General features: G+C 46.9%; 23 protein-coding genes. 9 read left to right on the forward strand and 14 right to left on the reverse strand.

What is annotated here, in order from left to right:
* Positions 1 to 234: 234 nt before the first annotated feature.
* Positions 235 to 1,209 (forward strand): sigma-54-dependent Fis family transcriptional regulator, encoded by a 975-nt coding sequence (locus H6626_00945; protein USN47691.1) that lies wholly within the window; start codon positions 235 to 237, stop codon positions 1,207 to 1,209.
* A gap of 57 nt (positions 1,210 to 1,266) precedes the next feature.
* On the opposite strand, the gene H6626_00950 is transcribed toward H6626_00945, so the two are convergent.
* From H6626_00950 to H6626_00965, 4 genes are all read right to left on the reverse strand, one after another.
* Positions 1,267 to 2,130, reverse strand: a complete 864-nt coding sequence (locus H6626_00950) for an MBL fold metallo-hydrolase (protein ID USN47692.1) — start codon at positions 2,128 to 2,130, stop codon at positions 1,267 to 1,269.
* Positions 2,131 to 2,263: 133 nt separating this feature from the next.
* Positions 2,264 to 2,689 (reverse strand): YeeE/YedE family protein, encoded by a 426-nt coding sequence (locus H6626_00955; protein USN47693.1) that lies wholly within the window; start codon positions 2,687 to 2,689, stop codon positions 2,264 to 2,266.
* Between the two features lies 1 nt (position 2,690).
* Positions 2,691 to 3,125, reverse strand: coding sequence for a YeeE/YedE family protein (locus tag H6626_00960; protein USN47694.1), 435 nt, complete (start codon positions 3,123 to 3,125; stop codon positions 2,691 to 2,693).
* Between the two features lie 34 nt (positions 3,126 to 3,159).
* Entirely contained in the window at positions 3,160 to 3,516 is a 357-nt protein-coding gene (locus H6626_00965) for a hypothetical protein (GenBank protein ID USN47695.1), read from the reverse strand.
* Between the two features lie 318 nt (positions 3,517 to 3,834).
* On the opposite strand from H6626_00965, the gene H6626_00970 reads away from it, so the two are divergent.
* The gene (locus tag H6626_00970; protein ID USN47696.1) at positions 3,835 to 4,683 is read left to right on the forward strand and encodes a hypothetical protein; all 849 of its coding nucleotides are present in this window, start codon (positions 3,835 to 3,837) and stop codon (positions 4,681 to 4,683) included.
* Here the strand turns inward: H6626_00970 and H6626_00975 are convergent.
* Positions 4,670 to 5,263 (reverse strand): DUF3365 domain-containing protein, encoded by a 594-nt coding sequence (locus H6626_00975; protein USN47697.1) that lies wholly within the window; start codon positions 5,261 to 5,263, stop codon positions 4,670 to 4,672. The two genes, H6626_00970 and H6626_00975, sit on opposite strands and share 14 nt — an antisense overlap.
* A gap of 152 nt (positions 5,264 to 5,415) precedes the next feature.
* On the opposite strand from H6626_00975, the gene H6626_00980 reads away from it, so the two are divergent.
* The 7 genes from H6626_00980 to H6626_01010 all read left to right on the forward strand — a co-directional run bounded on the left by H6626_00980 (position 5,416) and on the right by H6626_01010 (position 13,882).
* Entirely contained in the window at positions 5,416 to 6,927 is a 1,512-nt protein-coding gene (locus H6626_00980; protein USN47698.1) for an alkaline phosphatase D family protein, read from the forward strand.
* Positions 6,928 to 6,984: 57 nt separating this feature from the next.
* Positions 6,985 to 8,847 carry a DNA mismatch repair endonuclease MutL gene (gene mutL / locus H6626_00985; GenBank protein ID USN47699.1) on the forward strand — a complete coding sequence of 621 codons (1,863 nt, stop codon included), beginning with the start codon at positions 6,985 to 6,987 and terminating at the stop codon, positions 8,845 to 8,847.
* On the forward strand, positions 8,844 to 9,782 hold the full coding sequence (gene miaA / locus H6626_00990) for a tRNA (adenosine(37)-N6)-dimethylallyltransferase MiaA (GenBank protein ID USN47700.1): 939 nt from the start codon (positions 8,844 to 8,846) through the stop codon (positions 9,780 to 9,782). Before mutL ends, miaA begins: the two co-directional genes overlap by 4 nt.
* Before the next feature lie 8 nt (positions 9,783 to 9,790).
* Positions 9,791 to 10,669: a YicC family protein gene (locus H6626_00995; protein USN47701.1), complete on the forward strand. Its 879-nt coding sequence runs from the start codon at positions 9,791 to 9,793 to the stop codon at positions 10,667 to 10,669.
* 3 nt (positions 10,670 to 10,672) lie between these two features.
* Positions 10,673 to 11,248 carry a guanylate kinase gene (gmk, locus tag H6626_01000; GenBank protein ID USN47702.1) on the forward strand — a complete coding sequence of 192 codons (576 nt, stop codon included), beginning with the start codon at positions 10,673 to 10,675 and terminating at the stop codon, positions 11,246 to 11,248.
* Between the two features lie 34 nt (positions 11,249 to 11,282).
* A complete protein-coding gene (locus H6626_01005; GenBank protein ID USN47703.1) occupies positions 11,283 to 11,525 on the forward strand; it encodes a DNA-directed RNA polymerase subunit omega in 243 nt (80 codons plus the stop codon).
* A gap of 125 nt (positions 11,526 to 11,650) precedes the next feature.
* Positions 11,651 to 13,882 carry a bifunctional (p)ppGpp synthetase/guanosine-3',5'-bis(diphosphate) 3'-pyrophosphohydrolase gene (locus H6626_01010; GenBank protein ID USN47704.1) on the forward strand — a complete coding sequence of 744 codons (2,232 nt, stop codon included), beginning with the start codon at positions 11,651 to 11,653 and terminating at the stop codon, positions 13,880 to 13,882.
* 149 nt (positions 13,883 to 14,031) lie between these two features.
* Here H6626_01010 and H6626_01015 read toward each other — a convergent pair whose 3' ends face one another.
* The 9 genes from H6626_01015 to H6626_01055 form a co-directional block, all read right to left on the reverse strand.
* Positions 14,032 to 14,916: a hypothetical protein gene (locus H6626_01015; GenBank protein USN47705.1), complete on the reverse strand. Its 885-nt coding sequence runs from the start codon at positions 14,914 to 14,916 to the stop codon at positions 14,032 to 14,034.
* A complete protein-coding gene (locus H6626_01020; protein ID USN47706.1) occupies positions 14,913 to 15,338 on the reverse strand; it encodes a hypothetical protein in 426 nt (141 codons plus the stop codon). The genes H6626_01015 and H6626_01020 overlap by 4 nt, the downstream gene beginning before the upstream one ends.
* Positions 15,339 to 15,424: 86 nt before the next feature.
* On the reverse strand, positions 15,425 to 15,859 hold the full coding sequence (locus H6626_01025) for a single-stranded DNA-binding protein (GenBank protein ID USN47707.1): 435 nt from the start codon (positions 15,857 to 15,859) through the stop codon (positions 15,425 to 15,427).
* Between the two features lie 175 nt (positions 15,860 to 16,034).
* Positions 16,035 to 17,036 (reverse strand): type II secretion system protein GspN, encoded by a 1,002-nt coding sequence (gene gspN, locus H6626_01030; GenBank protein ID USN47708.1) that lies wholly within the window; start codon positions 17,034 to 17,036, stop codon positions 16,035 to 16,037.
* Positions 17,036 to 17,692, reverse strand: a complete 657-nt coding sequence (locus tag H6626_01035; protein ID USN47709.1) for a hypothetical protein — start codon at positions 17,690 to 17,692, stop codon at positions 17,036 to 17,038. The genes gspN and H6626_01035 overlap by 1 nt, the downstream gene beginning before the upstream one ends.
* On the reverse strand, positions 17,689 to 19,371 hold the full coding sequence (pilM, locus tag H6626_01040) for a pilus assembly protein PilM (protein USN47710.1): 1,683 nt from the start codon (positions 19,369 to 19,371) through the stop codon (positions 17,689 to 17,691). Before pilM ends, H6626_01035 begins: the two co-directional genes overlap by 4 nt.
* A gap of 70 nt (positions 19,372 to 19,441) precedes the next feature.
* A complete protein-coding gene (locus H6626_01045) occupies positions 19,442 to 20,719 on the reverse strand; it encodes a general secretion pathway protein GspK (protein ID USN47711.1) in 1,278 nt (425 codons plus the stop codon).
* The gene (locus tag H6626_01050; protein USN47712.1) at positions 20,706 to 21,653 is read right to left on the reverse strand and encodes a prepilin-type N-terminal cleavage/methylation domain-containing protein; all 948 of its coding nucleotides are present in this window, start codon (positions 21,651 to 21,653) and stop codon (positions 20,706 to 20,708) included. The genes H6626_01045 and H6626_01050 overlap by 14 nt, the downstream gene beginning before the upstream one ends.
* Positions 21,646 to 22,140, reverse strand: coding sequence for a type II secretion system protein (locus tag H6626_01055; GenBank protein ID USN47713.1), 495 nt, complete (start codon positions 22,138 to 22,140; stop codon positions 21,646 to 21,648). Before H6626_01055 ends, H6626_01050 begins: the two co-directional genes overlap by 8 nt.
* Positions 22,141 to 22,143 lie beyond the last annotated feature (3 nt).

Below are 22,143 nucleotides of genomic sequence, written 5' to 3' on the forward strand. Positions count from 1 at the left end.
CTCTGCTGCTCCGTGCAGTAGGCACGGGGCAGCAGAGGTCGAACTCTGGTTCATTGATTTCCTGTTCGGCAACCTCAGTTGCCTCTGCATCAAATCAATGCGCCATGCACATCGTGATGTTGGGGCCACCCCTCTCCCACAGCCGTCCACCCCTGACGCTCCGTGACCCGATTTAGGACCTGGAACCCTGAATGAATTGCGTATGAAGTTGCAGTTGTACTAATGTGTCGCAACATGACGTCGCAAGTTATAAGAAAACCAGATTTTCAGTACGAGAATTTTCATGGCATCGTAACGGTGTCGCCGGAAATGAAGAAATTTATATCCGTGCTGCAGCGTGTAGCCAGAACGGATGCATCAGTACTTTTGCGAGGTGAAACAGGTACGGGAAAAGAGTTGGTGGCATCGGCTATTCACCTGCTCTCTCGTCGGAGTCGAGCTCGCTTTGAGGCGATTAACTGTGCCACCCTCACACCTGATTTGTTGGCCTCGGAGTTATTTGGACACATGAAGGGCGCATTTACTGGCGCCGTAAGGGATAAAAAGGGTCTGTTTTTGATGGCCGATGGAGGCACCTTGTTTTTAGATGAGGTCGCCGAGATGCCCCTTGAGATTCAAGCTCGGTTTTTACGCGTGCTACAGGATAAGACTTTTACGCCGGTGGGGTCAGTAAACCCAATACAAGTGGATGTGAGAGTGATTGCGGCCACCAACAAATCTCTGCGGCGGATGGTGGAACAAGGTCTTTTTCGAGAAGATCTCATGTATCGAATTCGAGTGGTGCCGCTGTTTCTGCCTCGTTTGGTGGATCGAGAGGGCGATGTGGAGGCCCTCACTTGGTATTTTATTGAGCAAGAAAATCAAAAGGGCTTTCGGCAGATCCGCGCACTGGAAAAGCAAGTGATGGAGGCTTTTAAGAGTTATCCTTGGTTTGGAAATGTCAGAGAACTAAAAAATAATATTGAATATGCCTACGCCATTGGCGAGGGTGATGTCCTGCGATTTTCCGAACTCACACCTGAGCTTCGCGGAGAAGAATCGCCGTCGTCAAAACGAGTGGATCAGAAGACGGAAGTTGATATTGAGCGAGAACGAATTTTAAATACGCTCAATGAAGTGGGCGGCCGTAAAGGGCGCGCGGCCGAAAAATTAGGAATGAGTCGTTCAACACTTTGGCGTAAGTTGCGAGAGCACAGAATTATAAGATAATGCAAAACCACTCAGAACGTTAGAGTTCTGAGTGGTTTCAGTAAGTGGAAATAAATTTTATCCACTCACATTCAATGGCATTTTCAGATAAGCAATTCCGTTGGGACCGGGCTCTGGTAGATGGCCGGCATTTATATTTACTTGCACACTTTGAAAAATCAATCGAGGCGCCGACAATTGCTTGTCGCGATCTGTTCGAAACTTAACAAAGTCTTGTTTCGAGCGGCTGACTGGAAGCTGCACATTTTTTTCTTTTTCCTCACCAATGGTCGACTCCCAAGCATAGCCACGGCCACCTGGCGCGTAGTCATGGCCTACAAAAACCCGCGTGCTATCGGGTAGGGTGTAAAGTTTGTTTGTGATAGAGTTGTACAAGTCCTCAGCACTTCCAGCCGGAAAATCACAACGTCCGGTTCCAAAGTCGGGCATAAAGAGAGCATCGCCAGTGAACACAGCGTCTTCAATCACATAAGATGAACAAGCTGGTGTGTGACCCGGAGTAAACAAAGTCTTTATTTTAATGCTTCCAGCCACCAAATCTTTATCTTCAGTCAGGAGTGTATCAAACTGGCTGCCGTCTGTAGCAAAACCATCACCTAAGTTAAAGATGCCCTTGAAAAGATCTTGAACCTTCGTGATGTTGGCACCGATGCCCACCTTTGCCTTTGGAAATCGCTCCTTTAAAAGCTGAGAACCGGAAAGGTGATCTGCGTGCGCGTGTGTTTCTAAAATGTAATGGAGGTTGAGGCCCTTTGATTTTACAAAGTCGGTCACTTCATCCACCGACTTTGTGCTGGTGGCAGAACCATGCGGGTCGTAATCCATTACGGGGTCTATGATTACAGCATCCTTAGTTGCTGGATCAAAGACGACAAATGTGACAGTAAAAGTGTCTTCGTCAAAAAATGATTTGATTTCCATGCTGTTGCCTCCCAATTAAGTGTTTCACTCTACTACATAGCAACCGCAATGCCAGTGTGAAGTATCAACAATTTTGTTCTCATCTCAAATATCTAAAAAGTGTTGCAACATATTTTACAAATGTTTTGCAACACTATTTTTTCAAAAGCGTCTGGTCTGCAAGTCTGAAGGTTAAAAATCCACCTACCATGGCCACGATAAACGTCAAAGTAGATGCCGCCCCTGTGGGTACAGAAACTAATCCAGGCCCCGGGCAAAAACCACCTAATCCCCAGCCCACTCCAAATATGGCGGCTCCTATAACCAGGCGCCAAGTGATGTCACGCCGGCTGGGAATATTAAAACTGGTAGCAAACAGTGGAGAAGACTTTTTTCTCGCCAATCGGTAGACAAAAAAGTGTACACCCACGGCGCCCACCATAACAAAAATTAAGCTTGGGTCCCAGTCGCCGGCGAGATCTAAGAAGGATTGGATTTTATCCGGTCGAGTCATCCCGGCAATCCCAAGGCCCAAAGCAAATAACAAACCCACAGTAAATGAAGTAATCAACACTCTCATCTTAACCCCCTAAGATATGTCGCATGATGTAGACAGTAATAAAGCCAGAGATCATAAAACTTAAAGTGGCAACAATAGACCGAGGAGACATTCGGCTGACGCCACAGATGCCGTGCCCACTGGTGCAACCGTTGCCCATCAGAGTTCCGAAACCAACCAGAAACCCCGCTACGGCTACGGTAGCTAGATTATACGAGTCATCCCAACTGAATGCAGGTTGATAAAAGAGTAAAAGTATAACTCCGCCAGCAATCAGACCCGCCAAGAAGGTCAGGCGCCAGAGATAGTCACCGGATCGAATGGTCTTTAATGTGATGGCACCGTCAAAGATGCCGCTAATGCCGGTCACACGGCCGTTAAATATAAGCATGATGGATACGGCTAACCCAATTAAGCCTCCACCAATTAATGCCTCGATAATTGTCCCCCACTCCATTTTTGTTCTCCTTCTTGTTGTTCTTAGATTTTAACTATTGATTATTGATGTGCGCCAACTGTTGTTTTGAAAATTCAAGAAGCCACTCACAAGATTCTGGTTCGCAGTCTTCCACCAAAGCGAGTAGAGTGCCATTGTTGACGGCAGCAAGGCTTGGTGTGTCTTGAATACCAAATCGACTGCACAGCTCACAATGATCTTGTAAATGCACCACAAGTTTTTTGAAATGAGCCGGAAACGGGGCCTCGGCAAATTTTTGCATGGCCACTTCGCAACTCGTGACATTTGGACGGACGAATAAAAGCAAATAGGTGTTTTTCTTGTCCTTTAAGATATCTGCGTTGCTTTCAGCATCCATAAGTTTAAGTTTTTGGTTTGATGCCTGCCTCATGGTGGTCCTCCTGGCGTTCGAAATTGATAATTCCAAATTTGTGCCGTTTTGAAATGGGTCAGAAACCGCCCTAATTTTGAATTCATCAGTTAATGCGCAGAGTTATTCTCAATTCGTTTCACACACTGTTGCTTCATTCTAAGACGATCTTGGTCCTGGGGCGGCTAATTCGGATGCAGTCCTGCCATAGAATTTTTTTCAATGCAGTAGTTTGAGGTGCCTTTAGAAATGATCTGGATCCTAAAATAGGGGGCAGATTTTTCAAGGATCTAGGGGACAGCTTCAAATTTTAGATAGGCTGAATTTTTGGGGGCCGGGGTGATAGGACAACATCTATTATTAATCATTATAGCTTTGGGGTTGAGCCACGTTGGTGTAGCAACGGCCGGGGTACCGAAGTCGACGGATTTTCAAAGGCATTCAGAAGTCCACGCACCCTTATTAAAAGTGGTTAAGGAACAAGAGTCGGGTTGTTACAAAGTTCTGCAGCGTCAGTCATGGGCTGTGCATGAAGAATTGTCTTGGGTGGATCGGCAACGGGTCACTGAGTTGGCTGAAGGTTTTATATCGGGACAGAGAATTTTCGATTCAGCACTTAAATCCGTTTATGTCCCACGGGGACGAAAAATGCGGCCAGATCATTACATTGTTTTTGATTATCAAGGCGCGCCCTTGGTCAGTTTTTTTCGATTTGAAAAACCGTTGAGTGGCGCACTCGTACCCGTGACTTTTGCCGCCACTTTTGGAATTGGCGTTGTGACTCTAAAAAAGATGGTGCCATCAGCGCTTGAGGTGCATGGTGTATCTCTGGGCAAGGCGTTGCGGCAGGAGAAGCATTTGTGGAACCTTCTTCAAAAAAAGACAATAGGTGTGGCGACTCATTTAGGTCATATTCGGCAGGGCAATAATGTCTATGTGATTAACACTTACGAACCAGGACCCACTTTCAGTGAACTTAGAACTCTTCATGAATCACATAAGATTTCTGACGAGTATTTTGAAAATGCTGTGGCTCTATACGATGAGTTTAATGACAAAATAGCAGATCTAAGAAAGAGCCAAGAGTACAAAGATCTAGTAGTCCAGGACTTGATCTACAATAACTTGAATATCGGGGATGACGATGCCGTCTTTGTGGACGGAGAGTGGAAAGTTATTCAGTTTTAGTGGGGCTAATTGAGGCGGTCTTAATAACCTCAGCCCAAAAAAATCCACGAAACTCACCCAGCTTAAAACCTCTTCCCTTGTCTTCGGGGTATAATTTCGAAAGCTTCTTATCGACGCCCTCACTGAGGTTGCTTCCGTGGCAAGTCAGACAAAGAGGTTTAATATAAATAGGCTGCAAGTAACCATATTCTCCGTTGTTAAGGGCGACCAGTCGCTCGGACGGAAGATCCCCATTTTTTGTTCCAGCATATTGATCTAAGTAGGGTTTCATCCATGGTTTAGGGGCATTGGCACTTTGTCGCAATTTGTGACTGGTTCGCCCAACAATGACCTCTGGTGTACTTGAGTCGGCTGGAATCTTAGGGGCCTCTTGGTGACAGGCAAGGACCGCGGCTTCAGGACCCCCTGATTGTAAGGCTGTCATTAGCGCCTGCATAAATTTCTTTTTAAAAGGTTCTAGGTGTTTGATGGCTGCTTCTCTGGCCTGAGTCTCAGTGAGGCCCGATGAGTTTTTATTCAAAGACTCACAACTTAACGGCAACAAACCTAAAAAAATAACTAAAAACAAATGAATTTTCACGGCAAGACGTCCTTTCAGCGCGAACACAAACCCAGCGAGCTTGATTCTAATAAAGCTCTCACTTTGAATTAAGTGGATGTAACACATCTGTCAACGCCAACACAGAACGAATCTGGATAAACAGATTGTCTGACCCGTGTGGCCTGTAGTACATGGCAGTCATGACGACTCAGTGGACTTTGTTGATTTTCGTTTTAGTTTCGGGGTGTAGCTCTCTCGTCACACGCTCAAATTTTGAAGAAAAATACCTGGGCCCAATGGTTGGCCAAGTGACGCCATCACAGGCCGTGATCTGGGCTCGAGGGGTAAGATCGGGTGCTCTTCGTGTGAGGGTTTTTGATAAAGGGGCTAAAGTCAAAACATCACAAGAACCGGTTTTTATCGGTGAGTCCATAGTGGCTGAAGAGGGCGACTTTGCGGGGCGAGTCCTTGCGGAGGGTTTGTATCCCAGTACAAGTTACGCCGTCGAGGCCCTTTTCACTGACTCTCAAGGAAAAATAGTGAGTCGAGTATTGGATGGTAACTTTAAAACTCCGCCTGAGCCCTCATCGAAGTCCGTCGTCAATTTTGCCTGGAGTGGGGATGTGGCAGGGCAGAATGTTTGTCGAGATCAAAAAGAAGGTTTCCCCATATTTGAGCCCCTCGGCCACGAGTCGTTGGACTTTTTTGTGGGACTCGGTGATATGATCTATGCCGATGGTTTTTGTCGGCAAAAGGGTCGCTATGGCAACCAACAGCACAAAGTTACCTTGGAACCCTCATTTGATCTTTCTAGTTTTTGGAAACATTGGCGATATTTTTATTCTGAACCGAGGGTACAGAGATTTTTTGGTCAGACACCTTACTATGTGACCTACGATGATCATGAAGTGGTTAACGATTATGGCCCAAAAGACAGCATAAGAAAAGATCCGTCCACAGAACAGCCTGTGGATTTAATGGCGATGGGACAAAAGGCCTTTCGTGATTACAATCCAGTTGTGGTGGGCGAGACCGGTACAGGCCATCGTCTTTATCAGAAGTTTTCTTGGGGATCCCACTTGGATCTCTTTGTTTTGGACACAAGAAGTTACCGCGCTAAAAATTCGGATGTGGATTCAGACTCAACACCTAAGTCGATGTTGGGCGTTCATCAGCGCCAATGGCTACTCAACCAACTGAAAAACTCAAAAAGCACTTGGAAGGCCATTATCAGCAGTGTGCCGCTTTCTATTCCCACAGGTTGGCCACCCACAAATGGTCGGGATGGGTGGGCCAACGATGAGAACAACACGGGTTTTGAAAATGAGCTAAAGCGTATTGTTCAAGAAATGTATAAGCAAAAAGTGAAAAACGTAATTTGGCTGACAGCCGATGTGCACTTTGCGCAGGGTGTGAAATATCAACCCATAGCGAAAGACCCCGATTATATTATGTGGGAATGGGTGGCTGGTCCGTTGAATGCTGATTTTTTTCCGAATCTCACATTGGATGCCACGCTGAAACCCGAGCGTCAGCTGTTTTTTGGCCCACAAAAAATGGGAGAAGTTCAGTCTTTCTCAGAGGCGAAGAAGTGGTTTAACTATGGAAAAATCAACATCGCTGAATCCGGGGAGCTTGAAGTCTCCTATGTCAACGCCTTGGGCCAAACGGTATATTCCCAAAAAATCCTCCCTCAACAATAGCATGGTGACTTCCTTTTAGCGTGATGGAATAAGGGGAACTCAAAAAGGGGTCAGGTTTTGATAGAAATTCTCTCACCAGAAGTTGTGGACCAAATAGCGGCTGGAGAAGTGGTCGAGCGCCCCGCTCATTTGGTAAAAGAGTTAGTCGAAAATAGTATCGATGCGGGTGCCACCCAAATTGAAGTGGAATTTGACCAAGGTGGGCGTCAGGTAAAAATAATCGATGATGGGGCCGGAATGGGCCCCTCGGAGCTCCCTCTGGCTCTGGCTCGCCATGCCACGAGCAAAATCAAGTTGTCCTCTGACCTTTGGGATTTGCATTCCTTTGGATTTCGGGGTGAGGCTTTGGCCAGTATTTCGGCGGTATCGAAGGTGCAGATTCGCTCCCGACAAAAAAACTCAAAAACGGCTTCGCGTATCCTGTCAGAATTTGGCCAGGCTTCGGCGGTGGAATCCATTGGTGGTGAACCCGGCACAACTATTCTTGTAGAAGATTTATTTGCCAATGTGCCGGCACGCCTAAAGTTTTTAAAATCAGAAGCGGCCGAGTCCACGCAAATAAAAAATGTGCTTCGGGCCATGGCATTGGCTCATCCCCAGGTGACATTTCGCGTGCGCCACAAAAATAAGCTGTTATTCTTTTGGCCGGCCATGTCCACCCACCTGCAGCGGGCTAAACAAATATTAGAAGTGGATGAGCTTTTTTGGGGTGAGGGTGAATGTAATGGCATCAAGACAAAGGCGGCGATGTCCAGCCCCAATCGTACAGTTAAAAATTCCAGGCAGATTTGGTTATTTGCACAGAACCGTTGGATACAAGACAGAAGTTTGCAAGCGGCTGTCATTGATGCTTATAGAAGCCTATTGATGCACGGGGAGTTTCCCGTGGCGGCCATTTGGGTCAGCTGTGATCCTGAGGATATTGACGTTAACATTCATCCGACGAAGTCTCAGGTGAAATTCTTGCATCCGTCAGATGCCTTTCGATCTGTGAATCGGGCCATTCGGCATACTCTAGAAACGGCTCCGTGGTTAGACGCGGTACTGGCCGCCGACCCCCAGCGCATTTCGTCCTCGTCTGTGTCAGAGAGTAAAGTGGCCTATGAAACGGCGCCGGGGCCTACGACAAATTTCAAATTCAGCGATAGTGAATTTCAAAGGACCCAGTATTCGCAGAAGTCGATGATGGGAACACTTCAGGAGTTGGGATTAAAAGCGTCCCCGCCCAAGTATGAAGTGACACCTTCCCCATCAGTAGAAATTGCCTCAGCGGGCTCTGAAGAGAATTTTGCACTTAATGAGAGTTCTCCCTTCGAAGTGAATGAAAAAAAGGGCTATTGGTCGCAGCTTCAGGTGATTGGTCAGGCGAATCTCACTTATATTGTGGCGCAGACAGATCGAGCCATACTATTTGTCGATCAGCATGCGGCTCACGAAAGAGTGATGTATGAAACCTTAATGCGGGCCTGGAACTCAGGAAACATTGAAGTTCAGGATTATTTATTGCCATTGACCTTTGACCTTGAACCCGAAGAAGTAGAATCCGTAATTAAGCTGCAGCCTGATTTTGAAAAATTGGGTGTGTACATTGATGAAATGGGTCCGCAGACTATCGGTGTAAGAGCCGCCCCCGCTGTGATTAAAGAAAAATCCATTCAAGCGGCTATTGAACTGGTGGCAACAGAGATGGTGGAAAAGGGAGGTAGCTTTGCACTTGAAAAATCCATCAGTGATATCTGTGCGACTTTGGCGTGCCACTCAGTGATTCGAGCGGGGCAAGCCTTGAGTGTGACTGAAATGACCAGTTTGTTGAAGCAAATGGATGAGTTTCCGCTTTCGAGTTTTTGCCCCCACGGGCGTCCCGTCTATGTAGAGTATCCATTTTCTAAACTTGAGAGAGATTTCGGACGCATCGTATGAGCTCTCCCAAACCCGTCGTGTTTATACTTGGTCCCACCGCCACGGGGAAGTCATCTCTTGCTATGTCAGTAGCCAATGCCACAGGTAGTTGTATTTTAAATGCCGACAGTGTTCAAGTTTACGAAACCATTCAAATCGGCGCGGCAAAACCCAGTCAGGAAGAGTTAAAAGAAGTGGACCACTTCTTAGTGGGTCATGTGCATGAGGGTGACAAATACACGGCCGGTCAATTCAGGCAAGAGGCCTTGGAAGTTCTCAAGTTGCAAACCGCCACTCGCCCCGTATTGGTGGTTGGAGGAAGCGGATTTTACGTACAAGCCTTAGAAAAGGGAATGTTTGAGTTACCACCCACAGATCCCGCTATTTCGATGGAGATCGAACGCTCAATCAAAGAGCAGGGCTCGAGGGTCTTGTGGGATGAAATCAAAAAGTGGGATCCTGAAGCCGCGGCTAAAATTGCCCCTGAGGATACTTACCGGGTGAAAAGAGCCCTCGAAGTGCTGCGTGGACAAGATAAAACGCTCACCCAAATTCGGGAGGAGTTTAAAACACAAACCACAAATTTGAACGACATCTATTCGGTGATCAAGGTTGGACTGCGAGTGGATCGCAAGAAGTTGGCGAGACGAGTGAGAGATCGGGTAGAAAAGATGTTGGAAGAGGGTTTACTTCATGAAGTGGAGTCTTTGTTGGCCAAGGGCCTAACCCTGTGGGCGCCCCTTCAAAGCGTAGGTTACAAAGAGTGCGTTGCGGTCCTTCAGGGAGAGCTGCCAGAACAGGATTTGCCAGAAGCCATTGTTACAAGTACCATGCAACTTGCAAAAAAACAGATGACGTGGTTTCGAAAAGACAACGAGATAATTTGGTTTGATAGTGAGCAAGAAATCAATAAGGCTCATCAGTTTTTGTTAGAAAAATTGACTCTCTCCAAGTGAGGTAAGCCGTGCAAAGCATGACTGGATTTGGCGTATCATCCGTTCGCAAGAAAGATCTAGAGCTGTCTGTCAGCGTGAAGACGGTGAATGGACGATTTCGAGATATCAAAATCCATATTCCACGAGACTATGCCAGTTTTGAAGCCGACCTAAAAGCGCTAGTTTCTGAAGAGATCGCCCGGGGTACAGTGGATGTTTATGTTAGCCGTAAATCTGGGGCGGCCTCATCAAAACTTCAAGTGAGTGTGGATGCAAAAATGGCCGAACAGTGGGTGAAGTCTTACCAAAGTTTGGCTCGTCACTTAAAATTACCGTCGGATGTAACACTTAAAACCATTGGCGGATTGCCGGGCGTATTTCAAGTCAGTGAGTCCAATGACATTACTGACCTAGAGAAAAAAGAAGTCCTTCGACTGACGAAATTAGCCGTGGCTGCCTGTGTGAAAGAGAGAAAGCGCGAAGGTGTTTCTTTAAAAAAGGATTTGTTGGGGCTTTTGGGTGAGTTAAAAGAAAAGACCGATGAAATGCAGAGCTGGCAAACCCAAGTTCGCGCCATTCTTTTAGAGCGAATGAAAAAGCGACTTGAGGGAGTTGAAAAGGACTTAGGCCTAGACCCTCAACGGGTTGCCCAAGAAGCGGCCCTTTTGGCAGATAAGGCCGATATTGCAGAAGAATTATCTCGCCTGGATGAACACATTAAACAATGTCGGGCCCTTGTGTCGGGAAGCGAATCGGTGGGTAAAAAATTGGATTTTTACTGCCAAGAGTTGTTACGAGAAGTGAATACTGTGGGGTCCAAATCCCAAGTGTCGCAGTTGACTCAAATCGTGGTTGATGCCAAAGCTATAGTTGAGCGCTTCAGAGAACAGGTTCAAAACGTCGAGTAGAAAATGACCAGCAAGGTAATGCATCCGATGATTTTAGTCGCCGGGCCCAGTGGTGCCGGCAAATCCAGTTTTGTGGATCAGGCGGTCACGGATTTTTCGGAATTGGTGGACATTGTGACAAACACCACTCGCCCCATGCGAGCCGGTGAAAGTCAGGGGCACCCCTATCATTTTGTTTCAAAAGAGATGTTTCGGCAGCGAATTGATGCGGGCCACTTCGTAGAGTGGGCCGAGGTCCATGGCAACCTATATGGTACCCCTAGGGATCAAATGGAAAAGGCCTGGGCGGAGGGAAAAGTGGTCATTATGGATGTGGATGTCCAGGGGGTGCGCACGTTGAGGGAGCACTTTCCTGATTGCACTACAGTGTTCATTCTTCCGCCCGACATTAATGAGCTGCGTCAAAGAGTGAGAAAGCGAGATGGCGGGGCACCTGCCGATCTGGATGTTCGAATGAAAAATGCTGAAATAGAGATGAAAGAAGCCAGCGACTATGATTTTCAGCTGGTGAACGACGACTTTTCCAAGACTTACACCCAGTTCAAAAAAATCGTTGATGGAGTGATAAAGAGTCGATAGTGTGTGCGCCTTGTGTCTTTAAAAGGAGAATCCTGTGGCTAGAGTCACTGTTGAAGATTGTTTAGACAATGTCCATAACCGCTTTGCGCTAGTCCTTTTGGTTTCTAAGCGCGCCAAGCAGCTGTTAAAGGGTCTCCCTCCCACAGTTAAGACCAAAGGCAATAAGTACGTGGTTTCCGCATTGAGAGAAGTGGCCGCCGGAAAAGTGGCCTTTCGACGCCCCGATGAGTCGATCACTCCCGATCAAGAGGTCGAAGCGGATTTAAACCGTTACTAATACGGCCTTTGGGGCCGCGGTCCCGCCTTTAATACACCTTCATGGCGTAATAATTTCCTAGCGTATACCTAAGTTTTACCGGATATTTTGCCGATAATCGGTATTATGGTATTTTTAGGTCAGGTATGGCTAATGTAGGTTTATTGGATCTAGGTATCCGCGAACAATCCCCAGAAACTATAGATGAGCTGCTGGAGCGGGTGGCATCCTACCAGTCCGCCAAAGGCGTTGAACTCGTCAAAAAAGCCTTCGAATTTTCTGAAAAAGCGCATGAGGGACAGATCCGTCGCAGTGGAGAGCCTTACATCACCCATCCCCTTGGTGTGGCGGCCATTTTAACAGACTTGCAACTGGATATGGCCACGGTGGTGACCGGACTTTTGCACGACACCGTAGAAGATACCGACGTCACCTTAGATGATGTGGAAGATCAGTTTGGTCCTGTGGTGCGAGACCTTGTTGATGGGGTGACTAAAATATCGCAGATGCGGTTTCGCCACACCCATGAAAAGCAAGGCGAGAATATTCGCAAAATGATTGTGTCAATGGGCAAGGACGTGCGGGTGATTTTGGTGAAACTTGCAGACCGTCTTCACAATATGCGAACCCTTAACCACATGCCTTATGAAAAACAAGCTCGCATTGCGCAAGAAACCCTCGACATCTATGCCCCTCTGGCCAGCCGGCTGGGGATCAGTCCGATTAAAATAGAACTGGAAGATTTAAGTTTTAGATATTTGTTTCCAGATGCCTATTATGAGCTTGTTCAAAAAGTGAATACAAAAAAGAAAGAGCGAGAAAGATACATCGAGGATGTAAGAACTCTTTTGACCAACGAGATCAGTGATCGTTCTCAATTTACTTTTGAGGTGTACGGTCGGCCGAAGCATTTTTATTCGATCTTTAGAAAAATGCAGGCTCGTAGTGTGGATTATGATCAGATTTATGATGTGCTTGCATTTAGAGTGATCGTTGGAACAGTGGGCGAGTGCTATGAGGTTTTAGGTATTGTCCACTCCCTTTGGAAGCCGATTCCGGGACGCTTTAAAGACTTTATTGCCATGCCGAAAACAAATAACTACCAAAGTTTACACACTACGGTGGTGGGGCCGGGTGCAGAACGCATTGAAATTCAAATTCGAACAGAAGAAATGCACCAAGTGGCCGAGCTGGGTATTGCGGCCCATTGGAAGTACAAGGAAGACACTGTGGGGAGCGGAGCCAGTGTTAATGAAAAGGCGATTTCCCAGTTCAATTGGCTACGCGAGTTGGTTTCTTTGCACCAGCAAACACACAATGCCGATGAGTTTTTAGAAAATGTTAAGTCTGACTTGGCTGAGTCTGATATCTATGTTTTCACCCCCAACGGTGAGGTTAAGGAGTTTCCAGAAGAGGCGACACCCATAGATTTTGCTTACTCGATTCACACAGATCTTGGGCACCGAATTGTGGCCGCAAGAGTGAACGGCCGGTTGGTGTCGTTGCGCTATCGCCTTCAAAATGGCGATACCGTAGAAGTGATCACTTCTAAAAATCAGACGCCGTCAAAGGACTGGTTAAAATACACGGTCACTTCCAAGGCGAAATCAAAAATTCGCGCCCACATTAAAAGTGAACAAAGGCGCCGCGCCGGTGAGTTGGGAAAAGAGTTACTAGAGAAGACTTTCCGCAAGGAAGGGATGTCATTACAAAAGAATCTCGCCGGAGCGTTGTTTGCCGATTTACTTAAAGAGGTGGGATGTAATTCTGAGGGCGATCTGTTTATTCGTGTGGGGTACGGAAAAGTCACTCCTCAAGAAGTCCTAGAAGCCCTGGCTCCCGACTTGCAGCCTAAAAGCAAAGAGCCCACTCAAGAGAGTTTTCTGCAAAAAGCACTGAAAACGGCTGTTAACAAAAAGAAAAAATCCACCTCCATAATTACGGTGGATGGCATGGATGACATGCTTGTGCGATATGCAAAATGCTGTCATCCCATACCAGGGGATTCCATTGTCGGGTTTATTTCAAGAGGTCGCGGAATTACAGTGCATCGGGCTGATTGTGAAAAAGCTTTTGAGATGGACCAGGATAGAACTGTGGATGTGGAGTGGAGCCAAAACCGAGCGGCGGACACAAGCCGAATGGTGAGAGTGCGCGTGGTGAGCCATGATACCAAGGGTTTGTTGAAAAACATGACCGAGGTGTTTTCAACTCGGGGAGTGAATATTCATAATGCACAGGTTAAGACCACGCGTGACCAAAAAGCCATTTGCCTTTTTGATGTGTCAGTTCACGACACCAGCCAACTGAGTGAAGTGATCGCGGCCTTACAAAAGATAAAAGGTGTTTTGGGAGTAACCCGAATCACGCATACCTAGGTTTTCGTTTTCAAAGGTATCCCTTTCCTTTTTGCGTTGCACAGCGCTACTGCGTAGCTGCTGTGCAACGCAAAAAGGAAAGGGATACCTTTGAAAACGAAAAGGAAAGGGATGCCTTTAAAAAAAAAGGGGTATCGTTACCGTTCGGGCTAAAATGCGTAGGCGATTCCTGCACGAATAGCAATATAGTTGGCTTTGACTTTTTCGCTTGAGGGTAACAGTCCATATTCTAGGTGTACCGGAATCGACATTTTCTCTGACATAATCCAGTCGAAGCCAAGGCCACCGCCAAACACGTTGGTATTTCCGATAGAGCTGTCTTTGATGGCCGTTGAGGATTTAGACATGGGCATCAAAAAAGAAAATCCCAAGCCCAGCCAGGGACGGAAGTTTCCATTCATAATCAAATAGCGGCCCCAGAAGTCAAAGGCCAAATAGTCGATGTTGACATTACATTCAGCGCCACCCGTACATCCCGAGTTATTAACGCCGCCGGCAGAAAAGTTTTCTAGGCCAACCATGCCACGAAACCAAAGGTTGTTCATGATCCCGTAGTCAAACAAGACTTTTGCGCCATAACCATTGCCACCCATATCCACAGTGGCGCTTGTGGTCGCTAGCGTGACTTGCATGTCAGTGATGGTGTAACCGCCCATAAATCCGACCAGCATTTTTTTTGTCATCTTTGAATTCGAAGGACCATCAGAGCCCTTAACAACATCTCGTTTTCCGCGAGATGACGAGATCTTCACCTGATAGCCTTTTTTTGCTTGGCTGTTCGACAAGAGTGTTCCCTTGGCAGTTTTGCTCCCGGCCCAAGTGATTTTGGCTTTTCCAACAATTCGACCCTTTTTATTATAGATTGAGACGGTTTGTCCTTTTTTGATCTTTGTGCGCTGCTTTGAGATCTTCACCGCATTTCCTTGCACGGAGGTGATGACGGCGGCCATAGCTTCTGTAGTCAGGGCAAAACTGATGAGCAAAGCGAGAAGAAGAGTGATTGGCCAGCGGCAGAGGTGGTTCTGTAAAGTCATTTTGCGATCCTTGGTGAAGAAGACTCATGATAATTGTTAAAGAAATCATAGCTGAGAGCAAATGCCGATGCAGAAAGGTTTTGTTCAGCAGTTGGATTTTCAAACCAAAACGTGCAGTGGGCTTGCGGCTGCTCCAGGGATGTTGAGGTGAGCAAAAGTTTTCTAGAGTTGTCAGAAAGGACTTGAGAGTAGGCGGCCACTTGCAGGGGAGGTGGCGGGGGTAAAAGCAGTGGTGCTGGTGAAAGGTCGTCAATGCTCACGGCCGATAATGTGCAAAACTCTTGAGCGTCGAAGGTCTCAAGTGAAGTTATATATTGCTGCAGGCAAGTGCGGGTTTCTACGCACGTTCGTCCCTGCGATTGATAAATGGAACAGCTAGAGAGTGTGACCAGCGAAAAGGTGGCTAAAAAAATAAGGAGCATGTTGTTCATGCTCCTTAGTATAAACACAAAAGGTTTTTGATGCGAGTGTTGTCAGACTTCGCCTTAGGCTTTTGTTGGGGTCACTTTTAAAAAGGAATTTCCTCATTGGTATCAAAAGATGGCTCTGGCCCAAAGCCCTGGAACGCATCGGGTTGGGAGTAATCACTGGAACCTCGCGATTGAGTTTCCATAGCTCCACCAAGAAATTGCACCGTGTTGGCTACGATTTCCGTAGTGTAACGTTTTTGTCCTTGTTGATCTTCCCAAGATCTTGTTTGCAATCGTCCTTCCACATAAACCTGGCGACCTTTGCTGAGGTACTTGCCACAAAGTTCGGCCAGCTTTCCCCAAACCACAATGCGGTGCCATTCCGTCCGCTCTTGTCGTTGTCCGTTTCGGTCAGTCCAGTTTTCACTAGTGGCCACACTGAGACGTGCCACTTGGTTATCAGCACTTACAGTTTTGACTTCAGGGTCTGTTCCTAGTCGACCCACGATAATAACTTTATTAACTCCTGCCATGAAAACCCCTCATAGAGTGTGATTGATAGGGTTTATGTATGGCGTAGAATAGGGGTGGTGTCAAAGTCGGGAGCACTGGGGAAGCGAGTGTTCCCGTAACGGAATGCGTTATTCGACCTGCCGGACGGGAGAACCATTCACATCATCTTGAGATGACGACACATAACACTCAATATCAAAAACCGTCAAACTTACCCATGGTAGCCGGGGCACCCACGCGGGTCCCCGAGACTCGAAGGCGGTAGAGAGTGCCCGTGCTCGTTGGTTTTTTAAATTTGTCGATAAACAAAAGCACACTGAAGTTTTTCTCAAGTTCTTTATGAATATTGAGTTCCAAGTTAAAATCATAGGCCCCGGCCGCCGGTCGAACTCCAAGGCCGCCGCGTTGCAGCTGCAGCCCCAAGCGCCCTTGCAGGCGAGCGTTGATCTTATCAGTGGGTGCTCCCAGAATCATATCTTCAACAATAAAGTCACCATCTAACCAGCGCCCTTTGAGTTTCACATCTTTGAACGAAAGGTTAGGAAGGGGAAAGGGGATCGGGCCCATGGGAGAGCCAATTTGCAAGGTCTGGGCCGGTACTTCTAGGGGAGAGATCAATGCGTTGATAGTAAGATCTGGTTGTTCAGAAAATTGGGGGTCAAGCTTGCCGGCAGCAGAAAGTTGACCCTGTCCCCCAAGGCGAACAGGCAGATCCAGTGCCTCAATCAATTGAGCCAATGAAAAGCCTTGGTAAGTGGTATCAATATTTTGCCAGCGCCTACCCTCATCACCAATCTTTCCCCCGAGAGCCACGGATAGTGAAAGGTCTCCCTGCCAGAGGTCTTCCGCTGATAAACTGGCACCTGGCGCAAAACGTAAAAGGCTGAGCCAGTTGGGGGCCACAACCAGAGAGGCCATTTTTAGTTCAGGAAGCGGGGATCGAGCTAAAGACAAGTTCACCTGGCTCAAGCGCATCCCCAGGCCGGGAAAAACACGAAGATTCATATCTTCAAACTCTAGGTAGGCATTGCCGGCCGAACGTTGCGACACCTGTGCGGTAATAAATCCCGACAAATCTCCATAGGGAAATCGAAGTAGAAAAAAGCCAAGTGCAAATAAAAAAAGACTCAAAATTTTTAACTTATGAAATTTAAAGACACTTCCCAACGCCTCAATGACTTTTTTCAATGCTGGCATTACTTTTGTCCTTTTTCTGTTTCTTCAGGTTCCTCAGGCTCAAGGCGATAGTTCGTGAGCCAGTAGGTGACGTTGAAATAGTGGTCATCTTCTTTACTTGGGGCGACGTCTATTCCTGTGAGTTTAAAACTTTGATTAATGGCTTGAAGATCAAACCCAAGCTCTTTGACCTGATCTAAGTTAAGATCTTTAACCATAACCTTAACCCCTTCTTGGGTCAGGGCCTCGGTCTTGGGGGCCAGAGACGTATTTTCAGCAGTGGGATCGAAGTTTTCAATACCGGTGATTTGTTCGGCGGCTAAGCCCACGCGTTCAGCTGCCGAGCGAATTTGAGGCTGCAACAGGGCGAGTGGTTTTCCAAGAAGGGCTATCGACTGCGACGGTTGCGCTTTTGTTTGCAGCAGGTCTTCAATGATTTCCCTCTTATCGGCAAACTCATCGAGGTACTCATCAGATGTGGACATACATTGTATTGGGCTCCAAAGCAGCACAAATACCAAAAAACCCCAGGCCGCCACACGTACACCCAGTTGGCCTGTCATCGGCAGAGTTTCGTAGCGTTCTCGAAAATTATTCCATGCGGGAGACTCGTTGAGTTGATCTTTAAATGTGGCCCAAAGCTCGGCTATTTGGACTTTGAGGTCATCAAAGTTCATTGTTTGTCTCCTATGTTTCGGTCCACGCTAAACTGGAATGCAAACGGGCTGTAACCTGATCTTGCTTTGATTTCTGAGGAGATCGATTTGACCAAGCCTTTTCTAGCTACACTGGTCAGTCCCTGTTCAAAGTCTTTTATCGCTTTTTGTGGTCGGCCCTCGCCCTCAATAATTACGGTTCTATTATTGACGCTAAATTTTTTGATGTTCATTTGAAACACTTCTTTTGCCGGGGCAGCTGCAGACACCATTTCTAGAATGTCTAAAGCTGAATCCATGCCCTGCAAGTTGCGAATAAGATCGGCGTGCTGAGCCGTTTTTTTCTGCTGACGAATAAACTTTTTGATGTTTCTTGGGGTCGCTTTGGTGGGCTTGATGTTTGCGACGACCTTTGCCTGTTCGGCCATCACGTCGTGAGCTTTATCGGCCATGGACTCAGCCCAAAAACTGCGAGTAATAACAAACATCAAAAATAAAACATAGGCCGTGGCCCCCACATAAACCGAGTGCGACCATTTTTCCCACCAGACTTTGAAAGACTGACTTTGTTTTGCAAACTCGCCCTTTCGTAAATTAATGGCCGGGTTTTTCGGGCGCTTTAATCCTTCGGCCGCCAGTCCAATGGCACAGATGGAACCAATTTCATTGTGTGGGTTATTCTGGAAATCGAGGTGCGAATGTTCAGCTAGCCCACCCAATCGATTGCTGGGCACGTCTAAGTCTTGGGTCAGTATGGCGCCAAGATTTTTCAACCGAGAAAGACCCCCAACCAGGGTGACTCGTTGAAATTCAATGTTGTGCTGGGCTCGAAATTCCAGCATGAGCAAGTTGAGTTGGTGAGTGAGCTTTTTGACTTCTATTTTGATCAAGTTTGAGAATTCAACTTGCTCTCGGGTCGCATCTTCCGTGTTGAGCAGCAAAAAGGCCTTGGTCTGCAGCTGTTTTAGGGCCTCGGTGAAATGCATGCTGTATTGCTTTGCAATGGCTAGAGCGATGTCTTTTCCGCCCCAATCCACATGCCGAGCATCGATGAGTCGACCTTCTCTTAAGACCACAGCCGTGGTTGTGGCGTGACCTAAATCAAGAACCAATTCGCCGTTCAAGGTCTGGGGGGCGGGACTTTCTTCGCCCAAGTCGCTATCCACAGGCGTCAGTTTTGTTGAGTCAGTGGGCGGGGCTTCCACCCAGGGCTCAAATAAATTGGCCTCAGCCATGCCCTTAACGCTAACAATATCGGCTTCAATGCCACCATCACGGGCTTGTTGCAGAACGATCTCCACATGATGTTTCGGGCAGGCCACGGCGAGCACATCCGTCATTGCGCCTATATACTTCAGCACGCGGGCATCATAAATGGCATCGTCTACAGATAGAGGAATGTCCTCTTCAAGTTCGAAGGGAAGGCTTTTTAAAATTTTGTGCCGCTCTCTAAAGGGAAACTCAAGGTGACGAAGGCTGACTTGACCTTGTCCCACGGCCACTACAAATCGGGTCGTGCCGGGCTCGTAACGAGCCGCGATCTGTCGAAGAATTTCGATCACTTCAATCTGTCGGTCTTTATTTGGATCTTGGCTCAATGCAAACTCATCAAGCCTACGAATGCGAAAACCCTTGGCATCCTGCGATGCCTCAGCCATTTTTATGCTAAAACTTCCAATGTCGATGCCGACGCTAATCATTTCACCGTCCATCCTTGTACGGGTTCAATTTCACAAAAAAGCCACCGCTTTTTTATGAGTCTAAATTCTATCAGGTTTCTTTCCAATAGACTACTCTAGGACGCCCAGAAGGCATCTTTATTTTCTTAGTGTCTTTGGCTTTTTTATCATCTTCGTTGTCGGTGTCGTCATTTCCAGTGGTGTTTGTATTGGTATTGGTGCCAGTGTTTGAATTGGTCGTGCCCTTTTCTTTTTCTTCTTGTTTGTCCAAAAGCTCAATGAAGCGGTCTTTTGATGTGTCGAAGTCGTATGTGATTACAGAAATCTCTTTGCTGGATTTTTTTGATTGGCCGATGGCGGTGATACGAAAGTTATACTCAGCGTCAAAGAGCAGGGGAACTCCAGCTTCATTAAAGGTTTCTGAATTGACGCCATACCCAGAGATGAAGCCCAAAAAGTCATCTGCATTGGCAAAAAGTCCGCCAAGGTCGGGGTTATTTCGGCGCTCTATAACTCGCTGCACAACCTCATCTGTCATTTGTCGATCCAGGGCCTGTAAGACTTCTTTTGGAGCATAATTGACGTTGATCCCCTTAGTTCCGTAGACAGTGACTCGCGACTCAAGGAGCTTGAAAAAATCATCTTTCATGCCTTTGATTAAATGCAGTTCACTGATGGTCTTAAAGGGTTGGTTGGGGGGGACGGTGTCACCGGAGAGATCATCCTGGTAGTCGTCTTTTTCAGATCCCCCCTCCACTCGTTCTTGATTTTCATCCACCCAATCCACCATGCGATTGACCAGGGATTGAAAGTCTTCGCCAGAATGTTTGTCTTTGAAATCATCGTTGTTTTCAAGTTCACGGGAAAAAATCTGAACAATCTGTTGTTTGGTGCTTTCGGCCAAAGATTTTACGGGAGACGCAAGATCATTTAAGTCAATTTTGCCACCCTCGCTTTCAATGGTGGCTAAATATTGGGCATCAAGTGTGGATTCGGCCACCGTCTTATTGATTTCATCTTTAGACACGGTGGTCATGTTGTCGGGGAGAATGGGAGGCCAGGCAAAAGGCAATTGCCAAATTGGATCCAGTAAAGACTTTTGAGCCCCCAATTGATCACCATAGGTGGCCATCGCCTGTTTGTAGATAAGAATTCGCAAAAGGCTAAGCTCCACTCCTGACTTTGCCGCATAGTAGGCTTTAAGGCGATCCACCCTGTTGGCTGCAGTGATATACTCAACCTGCGTGTCGTAGGTCACTTCGGTGACGACAAAAGTCAAAAGCATGATGGAAAATATGGCCAGCAGCAAAGCCACACCTTTTCGATTTTTTAAGGGACGAGACGCCGTGATGGTTTTATTCGGAGTCATCTGTGCTGTCCTCGGTGGTCGACGTGGAGTCTGAAGTGGGCAATACATTGGGATTATTGGGGAACCTTATGGGCGCCACCACGGTCATTGAGATGGGATTTTCTTTTGTGTCCTTATCTTGAACTTCAATACTGATCTCTACGGCATCGGGAAATTTATTTTTGGTGATGGCATCGCCTCCTTCTCCAGACATCCAGTCATCTCTCCATTCACCCTCGGTACCTGGTCCCAAATAGCGCAATTTAAATTCAGTGACGTCTTCAAGAAGAGCCATTTCGTTTCCACCAGTGGTTAGATCTTCATCTATGACAGCAGATGTTCGTCGCCACAGGCACTTGCTTTGATGGTCTTTGTTTAATCGCCCGCGGCAGTCTTTTAAAAAATAACTCACTTCAGATTGATTGCTGGTCTGTGCGTTGGCTTGTACGCGAGGCAGGCTCAAGCTTGTAAAGTGAAGATTATCGGCTTGCCCCTGAAACTGAGTGTAAATTTTCTGCTCTTTGGGGACAAAGGGTTTGTTTTCTTCAGTGTTTGTCGCTGCAGTGTCTGGTTTATCCACAGATCCTGTGGAGCCATCGCCGCTAGAGCCCTCACCGCTCGTGCTATCGCCACCTGTTGTTGTGCTAGATGTGGATTTGGTTTTTTTCTCTTTTTTTCGTTTTTCTCTTTCTTTTTGAGCTTCGTTATAGAGTTCCACATTGATGTCGCGGTAGTTGAAGGACAGCTTGATATCGTTTCGCAGAACGCTCAGAGCATCACGCAGTTTTGAGTCCCGATCCACGCGACCTTGAATTTTCTTCTTCGATGACAGAGCGGACTGCATGGATTGAGCTAAAAATATAGAAATAAAGGCCAGGATCGTCATGGTGATGATCACTTCAACCAAAGTAAAACCGGCCGCAATTGTGGAGCGATCGGGGCGTGATTTACCCACCGCCGCCTCCCAGTCCAATGCTCTGGTTGTAGTCAACAAAATAGGTGGTGAGAGAATATTCAAGAGATTTCGATGCGGTTTTGACAATCACGACCACCGTTACTTCTTTAACAGATTTTGAAATAAACTCGCTGGTTTGCCTGACCATGGTCAACAACATGTCACTGGCTCCGTTATCAGAAATCAAAGCCTGTGAGATGTCGGGCATTGTGAAATCTTGAGATTCCAAACGCCATGAGTATTGGGGATACTTTTTGCCGAAATCGCCTTTTTCTTCTTCGGGAATTTCCCCAATGGGTTTGCTGCGGTACTGAGCCTCCACTTCAACCATTTTGCGCTCAAGTAAAGTGGCCACATTATTCATTAGTTGGGATTTGCGCAGGCGTAAACTGTTGGTTGACCAGGCTTGTGCCAGCACAAGAATACTGCCGGCGAGGATCACCATAGACATCATCACTTCAATCAGTGTAAATCCTCGGCTCTTCAACGG

This window comes from Pseudobdellovibrionaceae bacterium (assembly GCA_023898385.1).
GTDB lineage: Bacteria > Bdellovibrionota > Bdellovibrionia > Bdellovibrionales > UBA1609.